Origin of the sequence: Acinetobacter sp. UBA5934, from assembly GCF_002430855.1 — a bacterium.
GTDB lineage: Bacteria > Pseudomonadota > Gammaproteobacteria > Pseudomonadales > Moraxellaceae > Acinetobacter.
Map to the genome: position 1 here is coordinate 18396 of NZ_DJDC01000163.1, position 12540 is coordinate 30935.

Here is a 12540-nt window from a genome sequence, read left to right on the forward strand (position 1 = left end):
ATGAGCACCATGCAACACACAGATGTATTAATTATCGGCGCGGGGCCATCGGGGAGTTCGGCAGCAGCATTGCTGCGCCAGAAGGGCTATCAGGTCACGATCATCGAAAAACAACATTTTCCACGCTTTTCAATTGGTGAATCATTGCTGCCACAATCGATGGTTTTTCTGGAAGAAGCCGGGCTGCTGGATACGGTACGTGAGCATGTAGGCGAGTTTGCATTTCAGTTTAAAAACGGCGCGGCATTCTTAAGAGGCAAGCAGCGCAGTTTTTATGACTTTACCCAAAAATTTAGCGATGGACCGGGCACGACCTGGCAAGTACGCCGTGCCAACTTTGACTATTTACTGGCACAGCAGGCAGAAAAATTCGGTGCAGACATCCGCTTTGGTCATGAAGTGATTGATGTTGATGTTGCGTCAGAACATCCGGTACTCAGCGTAAAAGATGAGCAGGAAAATGTATACCAGATTCAGGGCAGGTTTTTACTTGATGCCAGCGGTTTTGGCCGGATTTTGCCAAAATTCCTTGATCTGGAAAGCCCATCCGATTTCCCGGTACGCCGTGCCGTGTTTACCCACATTGAAGATGGTATTTTGGATGATCCTGATTTTGACCGGGAAAAAATCCTGATTACGGTGCATGCCAAAGATCATCGGGCGTGGTACTGGCTGATTCCATTTGCCGATGGCCGTTCATCTTTTGGTGTGGTGGCAGAGCAGGACTTCTTTGAACACTATGGCTTTGATGGCAGTGCCGATTATGATGTCGAGGCCTTATTGAAGCGTATTCTGGCAGATGATGAAAGCCTGTCGCAGGTATTGCGCAATGCCAAGTTTGACACGCCGGTGCGGACACTAGTCGGTTACTCTGCCAATGTGAAACATCTGGCTGAGCGTAACTATGCATTGCTGGGCAATGCTGGTGAATTTCTCGATCCGGTATTTTCTTCAGGCGTCACCATTGCGCTGAAATCTTCCAGTCTGGCGATTCCATTGGTGGATCAAGTGCTGCAAGGGCAGCCAGTTAACTGGATGGAACAGTATGAAAAACCGCTGCGTGCAGGCATTCAGGTGTTCCGCGCCTATGTGGAATCGTGGTATAGCGGTGAATTTCAGGATGTAGTGTTCTCGACTCAGCAAGATGAAAAAATTCGTCGGATGGTTTCATCCTTACTTGCCGGATATGCTTGGGACACCACCAATCCGATTCATAAAAATGCCAAAAAGCGTTTAAGTACCTTGGCGGAATATTGCCGTGATCCGCAGTTACAGCAAACACAAATGAATGGTGCTTAAAATGAAACTGAAATGGGCGGGAATGTTCATCAGTGCAGTGCTGCTATGTAGTGGCTGTCAATCCATGTTGCCCAAAGCACAAGGTCTGGCAACGGTTACCTGGGCTGCACAAAATTACCAGCGTCAGGATCAGTTAGAAATCCAGTGGAAAGAGCAGGGTTTTAGCTTTTTGCTGTATCAGCAGCAACAAGGCCAAAAACTGGAAATGCTGGCGTTGACCTTGACTGGGCAGCAACTGTTCAAGCTCAGTTTTGATGGTCAGAAGGTGCATGTCGAACAGCGCATCGAGCAAATGAAGCTATTGCCATTTGAATTTGTGGTGCGCGATATTTTATATGCCACTTATCCGAATTTTGCCCAGCTCCAGCAGCAAAATGTCCAGGTTGAAAATTCCGCTCAGACCCAGAAAGTATGGATCAACCAGCAGCATGTGCTAAATATTCAGCAGCAGAATGATGTGATTGAGCTGAATAATCTGCAGGTGCCGTATCAAATGGTGGTTAGTCCTATTAATGATGGTTTAGCGAATACTGATACGGACAGCACTGAATAAGAGGCATGATCATGGGTGATCAAATCAATACACAACATCCTGCAGTCGGGATTCAGTTCAGTGTGGGTTTATCCGCACTCGGCAATAGCGCTGAACAGATCAAACAGGCGCTGACTAGCGAGCAAAATAGCTTGAGCTTGGCGTCAGGATTTATTCCTGAAAAACAGGTCTGGGTGGGTGCTTATCAACATGGCTTAATCGACAGCATTCCAGATTTTTTACAGAATGTCGATTCGCGTAATTTACGTTTTGCCTTGACGGCTTTAAAGTCAATTGAAGCGGATGTGAAAGCCTATACCGCACAGTTTGATCGCAAACGTTTGGCAATTATTTTAGGCACATCGACCTCGGGCATTGCCGATAATGAAAAACTGCTGAAACAATATTTTAACCATCAGACTGATGTAGAAGTTCAGCATTACAAGCAGGAAATGGGCAGTTTGACCAAAGGCTTGCAAATGTATCTGGGCTGGGAAGGTCCGGCATACACTATTTCCACTGCTTGTTCTTCAAGTGCCAAAGCCATGGCGGCAGGACAGCGTTTAATTAATGCCGGTCTGGCGGATGCGGTATTGGTCGGTGGTGTGGATACCTTATGTCAGCTGACCTTGAATGGATTTAATAGTCTGGAAAGCCTGTCCAATGATCTGTGTCAGCCCTGTGGTGCACAGCGTGATGGCATCAATATTGGCGAAGCGGCAGGCCTGTTTTTATTGTCCAAAGAAACTGCACCGGTAATGCTGATGTCAGCCGGCGAATCGATGGATGCCTGGCATATTTCCGCACCGCATCCGGAAGGCAAAGGCGCTGCCGAAGCCATGCAAAAAGCCTTGAATATGGCTGGGATCAGTGCAAATGATATTGGTTACCTGAATATGCACGGCACATCGACCCCGCAAAATGATGCCATGGAAATTAAAGCGGTACAGGCGGTATTTCAGTCCTATGAGGTGCCGATCAGCAGCAGCAAACATAAGACCGGACATTGTCTGGGTGCAGCCGGTGCCATTGAGGCGGTAATTTGTCAGCAGGTGTTAGCCGCCCAATCTTGGTTGCCTTTGCATCACTCGGGCAGTATCGATCCGGAGCTGGATGAAGCCAACTATGTGCTGAATGAAGCACTGCAACTGCCCATCCGGTATGTCATGAGTAATTCTTTTGCCTTTGGCGGCAGCAATATTAGTTTGATTTTTGGAACAAAACTGAAATGATGGATGCAGTACAGTTTATCCCGCATCAAAAGCCCATGGTGTTTGTCGATCATCTGATTGAAGCCAATGAACATTTTGCAATTGCGGAACTGGTGATTCGCCCCGAGTTGATGTTTTGTGAAGCTGAAGGTTTACCGAGCTGGACCAGCATTGAACTGATGGCGCAGACCATCAGCGCCTATGCAGGCCATAAAGGTCAAATGCTGGGCTTGCCGCCTAAAATCGGTTTTTTATTGGGCACGCGTAAAATGCTGTTGCCTGTAGCTTATTTTGCTTTAGGGGAAACCGTCAGGATTAAAGCAGAACAGGGTTATTTACATGAGGGGTTGGGGCAGTTTCAATGTGAAATTGAATACCGAGAACATCGTTTCAGTGCCATGTTGAGTGTATTTGAACCGCCAGAAATGAAAGAAGATATCAGGAAGTCAGAGTGAGTAGACGAATTTTAGTAACCGGCTCAAGCCGCGGAATCGGTAAAGCCATTGCCTTGCAACTGGCACAGTCGGGTTTTGATGTCACGGTGCATGCGCGTTCCAGACAACAAGAAGCAAAACAAGTCGTAGAAGAAATTCATGCCTTGGGACAATCCAGCCATGCACTGTTATTTGACGTGAATGACCGTGAAAAAGTCATGCAATTGCTTGAGCAGGATGTTGCAGAACATGGGGCGTTTTACGGGGTGGTGTTGAACGCCGGTTTAACCCGTGATGCAGCATTCCCGGCTTTAACCGACAGTGACTGGGATGAAGTGGTTTCGACTTCTCTGGGCGGTTTTTATAATGTTTTAAAACCTTTGGTGATGCCGATGATCCGTCTTAAAAAAGGCGGACGCATTGTGACCATGTCCTCTGTGTCAGGTGTAATGGGCAATCGTGGTCAGGTCAATTACAGTGCAGCAAAGGCGGGCTTGATTGGCGCGACCAAAGCTTTGGCACTGGAACTGGCGAAACGCAAGATTACCGTCAATTGCGTAGCACCCGGTTTGATTGAAACTGAAATGGTCACTGAAGAAGTCAAAGAACATGCCTTGAAGATGATTCCATTACAACGCATGGGGCAGGTCGATGAAGTGGCGAAAGTGGTTAAATTTTTATGCAGTGATGATGCCAGTTATATCACTCGTCAGGTGATCTCTGTGAATGGAGGCTTGATTTGATGAAACGTGTTGTGGTCACGGGCATGGCGGGAATCACGTCTTTAGGTGAAACCGCAGATCAGGTTTTTGCTCAATTTGAACAGGGTAAAAGCGGTATTCGCTATATGCCGGAATGGGAAGTTTATACTGACTTGCGCAGCAAATTGGGCGGTCCGGTAGAGTCTTACACCATCCCCAAACATTTTAACCGTAAAGTAACACGCGGCATGGGACGGGTGGCTTTAATGTCGACCGTATGTGCTGAAACAGCGCTGCAAGATGCCGGTCTGTTAAATGATCCAATCTTAAACAGTGGTCAAACCGGTGTAGCCTTTGGTTCATCTGCCGGTAGCGTGGATGCGATTGGCGAGTTTGGCAGCATGTTGATTGATAACAATATGAACAAACTCAATGCCACCACGTATATCCGCATGATGTCGCATACCAGTGCGGTCAACATGACCGTTTATTTTGGCTTGAAAGGCTTAACTCTGCCGACTTCAAGTGCCTGTACCTCGGGTTCAATGGCGATTGGTCAGGCTTATGAAGCGATTAAATATGGCAAGCAGACCGTGATGCTGGCAGGTGGTGCGGAAGAGTTGAGTGCCGCAGGTTCAGCGGTATTTGATGTGTTGCTGGCCACCAGCAGCCAAAATGAACATCCGGAAAAAACTCCACGTCCATTTGATGCCCAGCGTGATGGTCTGGTGGTGGGTGAAGGTGCAGGCTGTTTAATTTTAGAAGAATATGAACATGCCAAAGCCCGTGGGGCCAAAATTTATGCAGAAATCATCGGCTATGGCAGCAATACTGATGGTCAGCATGTCACCCGTCCAGATTCGGACATGATGGGACACTGTATGCAACTGGCTCTGTCAGATGCACAAATTGCGGCAGACCAGATTGGCTACGTCAATGCACATGGTACATCGACCGATCAGGGTGATATTGCAGAAACTCAGGCAACCGCAAGAATTTTGGGCAAAAAACCGATCAGCTCTTTAAAAAGCTATTTTGGGCACACGTTGGGTGCGTGTGGCGCAATTGAGGCCTGGCTGAGTATTGAAATGATGCAACGTAGCCAGTTTATTGCTACATTAAATTTAGAACAAATAGATACGGCATGTGGCGATCTGGATTACATCGTGAATGATTCTAGAAATATGCATGCTGACATCATCATGAGTAATAATTTTGCTTTTGGAGGAATCAATACCTCCCTTATTTTTAAACGGGTTTAACAACAACAAAAGGGTAAAAATCATGTTAATGAAAAAATTAACACTTACAGCTGCATTGTGTTTTGGTGGGGTCGCTTCAGCTCAGGCTGCAGATCAAATGCATGACTTCAATTTTCAGGAAGCTGTAAATCGTGCAGTTGCAGATGGAACACTGGATGGTTCAGTTAAGTTTTATCTGGCGGGAACCAGAGCGGGCGGTAAAGTGATTCAAAAGGGTCTGGTCACCAATAAAAAAACAAACGGTTTTGCCAAATCTGCTGAAACGTCATGTGATCATGTATTGCGTTCAGCTCTAATCCAGTTCCAGAATACGGCAAAAGCGCAGGGTGCCAATGCAGTCACCAATATCGTCAGTTACTTTAAATCCAATGAAACAAGAAGCACGACGACTTACCAGTGTGCCAAGGGTATGGCTGTTGCAGGGGTGGCTTTAAAAGGCGATCTTGCCAAGTTATAAGCTTTCTGCGCCTCTGATTTTAAATATTGAGTTGAAGCTATAATTTTTATATTTTTGAGTCAGATAAAAAAAGCCCATCATGTGATGGGCTTTTTTATAGAATTTAAACCAAACAAAAATTACTTAGGAATTTCCTGTTCTTCATCAAATTCAGGTTTTACTTGTACAATAAAGTCTTGACGGTTCAGGCCGCGCCATAAGGCAAATGCAGTACCAATATAAATTGAAGAATAAGTACCGACAAATACACCAATAAACATGGCAACAGAGAACCAGTGCAAACCTTCACCACCCAGGAACATCATCGCAACCACAACCAGCAATAAGGTCATGGAAGTATGAATGGTACGGCGTAAAGTTTCGGTCAAAGAAATATTGACCACTTCACGAGGGGTAGCACCGCGAATCTTACGGAAATTTTCACGGATACGGTCAGAAACCACGATGTTATCGTTTAGCGAGAAGCCTAACAGTGCCAGAATGGCAGCCAGTACGGTTAAGTCAAACGGCCATTGCATCATGGCAAAAACACCAATGGTTACAATGACATCGTGGAATAACGAAAGCACTGCGCCTACCGCCAGCTTGAATTCGAAACGAATAGTCACGTAAACCAGCATCAACAGCAAAGCCAAGGCTACGGCACCTGCCGAACGGACATAAAGTTCATTACCGACTTGTCCACCGACAGAATCCACTTTGTGGACTTCAGCAGGGTTGTTCGGTAATTGTGCCGCCTTGGTAATGGCGTTATTCAGATCTTCTACTTCAATGTCCTGCACAGGCATACGAACCAAAAGGTCTTTGTTGCTACCGAGGGTTTGCACCACAGCATCTTTAAAACCTGCCTGGCTCAAGGCCTGAATAACTTCAACCTGGTTGGCAGGTTGTTTATAGTTCAACTCGGCAGAGACACCGCCGGTAAAGTCCAAACCGAGGTTTAGACCTTTGGTGGCAATAAAAAAGATACTGGCCAGGGTTAAAAGAATAGAGATAATTGCCGCAGGTTTGGCAATTTTCATAAAGTCTATGATGCGCTCATCATCCGGGCGACCGTATTTCTTTTTCGGTTGAGTCATATCAGTCATCTTCGATCTCCTAAATGCTCAACTTTTTCAAGTTACGTTTTTTGCCATAAATAAGCTGTACGATCGCGCGTGTTACAGTAATGGCTGTAAACATCGAGCAGACAATACCAATCATCAAGGTGACTGCAAAGCCTTTAATCGGGCCGGTACCAATGGCAAACAGAATGAACGCAACCAGGAAAGTGGTTAAGTTCGAGTCAAAAATGGTGTTATAGGCCCGATCATAACCTGCGACAATGGCCTGTTTGGGCGATGCTCCCCATTTCATTTCTTCCCGTATTCGCTCACAGATCAGTACGTTGGCATCGACCGCCATACCAATGGTAATCACGATACCGGCAATACCCGGAAGGGTGAGGGATGCGCCAATCCATGACATGACTGTCAGGATCATCGCCAGGTTGGCAATCAGGGCAAAGTTGGCAATTAAACCGAATAGACGGAAGAATACCACCATCCAGATTGCGACCAGAATGAAACCGATTTGAGTTGATAACACGCCTTTGTCAATATTTTCCTGACCCAGGCTTGGACCCACGACACGTTCTTCAACGAAGTACATAGGCGCAGCCAAAGCACCGGCACGAAGCATCAAGGCAAGTTCAGCCGCTTCTTGAGGTGAATCCAGACCGGTAATACGGAACTGGGAACCTAATACTGCCTGAATGGTTGCTGCATTAATGATGACAGATTCTGCATAAGGCGTACGAACTTCAGTTTGCGCACCGGTTACAGGATCTGGAACATAACTGATTTTCTGCTTGTTCTCGATGAACAATACCGCCATGCGCTTACCAACCGCATTACGGGTTGCATCAGCCATCAGTTTGCCGCCAGCGCTGTCCAAAGTAATATTTACTTCAGCACCACCGGTATCCTGGCTAAAGCCACTCGATGCGTTTTGTACACGTTCACCGGTCAGAATACGGTTACGATTAAGCAGTAATTCACGACCACTATCCAGTGACTCATAAGCAAAAGCTTCTGTACCTGGCGGTAAGGCTTTTCCTGACGCCTTACCGGTATATGGATCGATATACTGGTCATTCAAATCGGAAACGATACGGAATTCCAGGTTCGCTGTACGACCTAATACACGTTTCGCTTCGGCAGTGTCTTGCACCCCTGGTAATTCAACCACAATACGGTTGCTACCTTGAGTTTGAACCAATGCTTCCGCTACACCTAACTCGTTAATACGGTTACGTAAAGTGGTTAAGTTCTGGTTGACTGCATAAGACTGAATTTCCTGCTTGCGTACATCGGTATAATTCAAACGCAGGGTTGAACCCGTTTCGGATGCAACAGCTTGCTGATTGAATTCATTACCATTACGGCGTAAGAAATCCATCACCGCGTCACGATCGCTGTTGTTGGCGAACTGTACGGTAATAGTATTGTTATTCAAAGACAGGCTGTTGAATTTCAGTTTGTTGTCACGCAGTTGACGACGCAAATCAGTCGCCGATGTTTCCATACGCTGACTGATTGCCTTGTCCATATCCACTTCCAGCAAGAAGTGAACACCACCACGTAAATCCAGACCCAGTTTCATGGGTTTGGCACCAATTTTCTGTAGCCATTCTGGAGTCGTTGGCGCAAGGTTTAATGCCACAACATAATTTTCGCCAAGTCCACGACGTAAAACTTCTTTAGCTTTTAACTGGGCTTCGGAAGAGTCTAAACGTAAAAGGGCAGCATTATTGCTAAAGCTGTTGTCATGGCTTGTAATTTTTTCACTTTGTAATAATTGCTCTGCTTTTTGCACGATGCTTTGATCAATTTGGGTACCAGCTTTGGCACCCGAAATTTGAACAGCAGGTTCATCGGGGTACAAACTAGGCAGGGCATATAATGTGCTAATCATTAAAACCACAATGATCAGCAGATATTTCCATGCTGGGTAACGCATCTGTTTTCTTCTTAAAATGAAAAAGTCGTGCAAGGGCACGACTAATTTTGATTAGAGATTATTTAATGTGCCTTCAGGAAGAACTGAAATCACACTTGCGCGCTGAATTTTTACTTCTACGCCACGGCTTAATTCAACCACTGCAAAATCACCTTCAATTTTAGTGATTTTACCCATTAGGCCACCAGCAAAAACAACTTCGCTACCTACACCCAGGCTTTCAACCAGAGTACGGTGTTCTTTCGCGCGTTTTGCTTGAGGGCGCCAGATCAGGAAATAGAAAATTGCGACAAAAACCGCAATCATCAAAAGGTTAGTCACCAAACTTGGTTGTTGTGCAGTTTCACCTGCTGCGTGAGCAGTAGAAATAAAAAGGCTCATTTCAATTTCCTAAACTAAAAAAAATGTATTATCAACTACATGATAAATAAACTGACTTGCTCTGCAATTTACCTTGTCTTTTTCCTCAGCGCAAATGCTGATGGATTAATCTTCAGGACAAGGCGGCACTTCTAGACCACGACGCGCATAAAAATCCTGTACATATTCATCAAAAGTACCATTATCTAACGCATCTCGAATGTCTTGTGTAAACCTTTGGTAATAACGCAGGTTATGAATAGTCCCCAGCATAGAACCGAGCATTTCACCGCATTTTTCCAGATGGAATAAATAGGCGCGAGTGAAATTCTGGCAAGTGTAACAATCACAATTCGGATCAAGCGGACGCTGGTCATGACGATATTTGGCATTACGGATACGTACCAAACCGTCTGTCACAAAATAATGACCGTTACGTGCATTACGCGTTGGCATCACGCAGTCAAACATGTCTACACCACGGCGGATGCCTTCCACGATATCTTCTGGCTTTCCGACACCCATCAGGTAACGCGGTTTGTCTTCCGGCATTTTCGTTGGAAGATGATCCAGAATCTTGATCATTTCTTCTTTCGGTTCACCAACAGACAGACCACCAATGGCAAAGCCATCAAAGTCAATTTCTTTCAAGCCTGCCAGTGACTCATCACGCAGGTCTTCATACATACCGCCCTGAATGATACCGAACAGGGCATTTTTATTTTTTAACACATCATGATGATGGGTTTTACAACGTTTAGCCCAACGTAGGGACAGCTGCAAAGATTTTTGTGCTTCTTCACGCGTAGCAGGATAAGGCGTGCATTCATCAAAAATCATCACGATGTCTGAATTCAGGGTATGTTGAATATCCATTGAAATTTCAGGTGATAAGAAGACCTTAGAACCATCAATAGGAGAGCGGAAGGTTACACCTTCTTCTTTAATTTTGCGCATGGCACCAAGACTGAAAACCTGGAAGCCGCCTGAATCGGTCAGAATCGGTTTATTCCATTTCATAAACTCGTGCAAGCCGCCGTGTTCACGAATCACGTCCAGACCTGGACGCAAATAAAGATGGAAAGTATTACCCAAAATAATTTGAGCTTTAATATCTTCAACATCACGTGGGAGCATGCCTTTGACTGTACCGTAGGTACCGACAGGCATGAACACAGGGGTTTCCACCACGCCGTGTTCAAGCGTTAAACGACCACGACGGGCACGACCCGACTGACCTAATTTCTCAAACTTCATAAAATATCCTGAACAAGAGCAAAGCACTGCGTGCAGTGCAAGAGCGAAAAAACAGTTCGCCGCTAAAAGTTCGCTATTTTCCTTGATTACGCACATAAACGCCAGTGTTGTCGAATTTTAACTCGATTCTTTTTTGCTGAAGAAAATAAGCTGAAAGAGTGGCTCTGCTTGCCCTGCGGATGGGCATACAGAAAAGATGGTTTTCTGCATGCCGATATTTTGATTTATTCTAATATTAACAATTTAAAAATTCGGTCGGTAGTCAAAATTCTGCGTAGCTGCCAGATCGCGGAAGGGACGAATGGCTTTTTTACCCAGTGACATGGTGTTGACGATGTTATTGGGAAAAATCTGAATATTGTTATTAAACAGTTCGACATTACGGTTAAAAATGGTAATGGCTGCCCCGACATTTTCATTCTGCTCTTCAATTTCATTCATCATTTTTAGATAAATTTCATTGGCTTTCAACTCGGGATAGTTCTCTACCACCACATTGAGACTACGCATCAATTCCTTATTGAGGCTTTCGATACGTTGTAACTGGGCAACATCGGCATTGTTTACATTGAGATTTAAAATATTCTGGCGCAGTTCGGTGACTTTTTCCAAAGTACCTTGTTCAAAATTGGAATATTGTTCCACCAAAGGTTGCAGGCCATCCAGAATTTTAATTTTCTGGCGTTCATAGCTCGCCACATCTGACCAGGCACGAATAGAAGCATTGTGATGACGCACGATATTATTGCGGATTATGATACAGGCCACGATCACGGCAATAATCAACAATAAAAAAATCAATAACCCCATTTATTTGTCCCCCAAACATCTATTATTACTATTTTAAAAATTGCGTTAAATCAAGCTGTAAGCTTTCTAAATAAGGTAATTTAAAAGTACGTAAGTGTCCACGTAATGCAGAAATATCTTGAATATTTTTTGCCCGTGTTGAAATGTGAAATAAATCGGCAGGCCCTAAAAAACATAAGATATGACTGTCGGGATGGAAGATTAAATCGCCCTGACGCTGGGCAAAAAATTCATCCAGTCGCAGCACAAATGCAGGGGTGAGCTGTTTCGCCATCTGCATTTCATCGCTGCCAAAAATATTGAGTTTTTGATTGATTTGTATATCACTGGTATGCCAGGGAAAACTGTAAGGATAATAAAAGTCCTTGTTAGCTGTAGTGACAGCTAACCCTTGTACTTCGACATCAAAAACAAAGACACCCCATAAATCTTTGTGTACTTCTTTCACTTGTACTTCATTGCCGTCTTTATTACGCATACGGATTTCATTGACATAATGATATTGAAACACCATGACCTGATGCTGTTTGCCTTCATCATCCGTCCATTGGGTGCTGGCGTAATAGGGAAAGTCATTGGAAATACTGCCTTGGTTAAAAACCGGGAACAGGCGTTTTAAATGGGCAATAAATAAAACCGGTTGCATGGGAACAGAAAGATGTTGCGGCTGTTGCTGGAAGGCAAGATTGTATTTTTTGGCAATGGTTTGCTGTTCCAGATATTCAATGACTTCATCCACGGGCTTGCTTTCTTCGTAGCTAATATAGGCCCAGAAAATCATAAAAAAACCGCTGATCAGGCTGATCTGAATCCAGATATTGCCTGGATTGATAAAAATCAGCAGGATAAAAAAAAGTCCTGCTGCTGCCAGAAGTAACGGGAGGACATTTTCAAACTTGAGCACGATCGGAGCATTCCAGGGGTGCAGGGAATCTAAAATATCTTGATGCGTTTGCGCCTTGCGGGTAATGTCCCAAAGCCGCGCAACATTATTAAAGACCCGTTCATTTTTTTTACGTCGAATATGAATCGAATGTTTAACAGTATCGAGCGGCATGGCGTGCTTCTTTTTATCGGCAAATATTAAGGCGTGATTTTATCAATCAACATGGCATCGCCATAACTGAAGAAGCGGTATTTGCTTTCAACCGCATGTTTGTAAGCATTCAGGATGTTTTCGCGATTAGATAGAGCTGAAACCAGCATGAGTAGGGTAT

General features: G+C 44.8%; 14 protein-coding genes. 7 read left to right on the plus strand and 7 right to left on the minus strand.

Translation table 11 applies throughout. The features are described from left to right. From B2Y23_RS11865 to B2Y23_RS11895, 7 genes are read left to right on the plus strand one after another with little or no spacing between them, the layout of a single operon-like run. Complete coding sequence (locus B2Y23_RS11865) at positions 1-1299, plus strand: NAD(P)/FAD-dependent oxidoreductase (RefSeq protein WP_291370995.1); 1299 nt, start codon at positions 1-3, stop codon at positions 1297-1299. Continuing rightward, the gene (locus B2Y23_RS11870; RefSeq protein WP_291370997.1) at positions 1289-1852 is read left to right on the plus strand and encodes a DUF3261 domain-containing protein; all 564 of its coding nucleotides are present in this window, start codon (positions 1289-1291) and stop codon (positions 1850-1852) included. Before B2Y23_RS11865 ends, B2Y23_RS11870 begins: the two co-directional genes overlap by 11 nt. Before the next feature lie 11 nt (positions 1853-1863). Next, positions 1864-3063 carry a beta-ketoacyl-[acyl-carrier-protein] synthase family protein gene (locus B2Y23_RS11875; RefSeq protein WP_291370999.1) on the plus strand — a complete coding sequence of 400 codons (1200 nt, stop codon included), beginning with the start codon at positions 1864-1866 and terminating at the stop codon, positions 3061-3063. After that, complete coding sequence (locus tag B2Y23_RS11880) at positions 3060-3497, plus strand: 3-hydroxylacyl-ACP dehydratase (protein ID WP_291371001.1); 438 nt, start codon at positions 3060-3062, stop codon at positions 3495-3497. The genes B2Y23_RS11875 and B2Y23_RS11880 overlap by 4 nt, the downstream gene beginning before the upstream one ends. After that, a complete protein-coding gene (locus B2Y23_RS11885; RefSeq protein ID WP_291357101.1) occupies positions 3494-4219 on the plus strand; it encodes a 3-ketoacyl-ACP reductase FabG2 in 726 nt (241 codons plus the stop codon). Before B2Y23_RS11880 ends, B2Y23_RS11885 begins: the two co-directional genes overlap by 4 nt. Beyond that, positions 4219-5439: a beta-ketoacyl-ACP synthase gene (locus B2Y23_RS11890; protein ID WP_291357103.1), complete on the plus strand. Its 1221-nt coding sequence runs from the start codon at positions 4219-4221 to the stop codon at positions 5437-5439. The genes B2Y23_RS11885 and B2Y23_RS11890 overlap by 1 nt, the downstream gene beginning before the upstream one ends. Positions 5440-5461: 22 nt before the next feature. Continuing rightward, positions 5462-5896: an excinuclease gene (locus B2Y23_RS11895; RefSeq protein ID WP_291357105.1), complete on the plus strand. Its 435-nt coding sequence runs from the start codon at positions 5462-5464 to the stop codon at positions 5894-5896. Positions 5897-6015: 119 nt separating this feature from the next. Here the strand turns inward: B2Y23_RS11895 and secF are convergent, their stop codons facing one another. From secF to B2Y23_RS11930, 7 genes are all read right to left on the minus strand, one after another. Next, on the minus strand, positions 6016-6984 hold the full coding sequence (secF, locus tag B2Y23_RS11900) for a protein translocase subunit SecF (protein ID WP_291357107.1): 969 nt from the start codon (positions 6982-6984) through the stop codon (positions 6016-6018). Positions 6985-6994: 10 nt separating this feature from the next. Beyond that, positions 6995-8896: a protein translocase subunit SecD gene (gene secD / locus B2Y23_RS11905; RefSeq protein WP_291357109.1), complete on the minus strand. Its 1902-nt coding sequence runs from the start codon at positions 8894-8896 to the stop codon at positions 6995-6997. 51 nt (positions 8897-8947) lie between these two features. Then, complete coding sequence (gene yajC, locus B2Y23_RS11910; RefSeq protein WP_291371003.1) at positions 8948-9277, minus strand: preprotein translocase subunit YajC; 330 nt, start codon at positions 9275-9277, stop codon at positions 8948-8950. A 105-nt stretch (positions 9278-9382) separates the two neighbouring features. Beyond that, positions 9383-10513: a tRNA guanosine(34) transglycosylase Tgt gene (tgt, locus tag B2Y23_RS11915; protein ID WP_291371005.1), complete on the minus strand. Its 1131-nt coding sequence runs from the start codon at positions 10511-10513 to the stop codon at positions 9383-9385. Between the two features lie 243 nt (positions 10514-10756). After that, complete coding sequence (locus B2Y23_RS11920; RefSeq protein ID WP_291371007.1) at positions 10757-11323, minus strand: LemA family protein; 567 nt, start codon at positions 11321-11323, stop codon at positions 10757-10759. A 28-nt stretch (positions 11324-11351) separates the two neighbouring features. Further along, on the minus strand, positions 11352-12380 hold the full coding sequence (locus B2Y23_RS11925; protein ID WP_291371009.1) for a hypothetical protein: 1029 nt from the start codon (positions 12378-12380) through the stop codon (positions 11352-11354). 26 nt (positions 12381-12406) lie between these two features. Continuing rightward, positions 12407-12540 (minus strand): S-adenosylmethionine:tRNA ribosyltransferase-isomerase (locus B2Y23_RS11930; protein ID WP_291371015.1); only part of this gene is annotated, 134 nt, incomplete at its 5' end.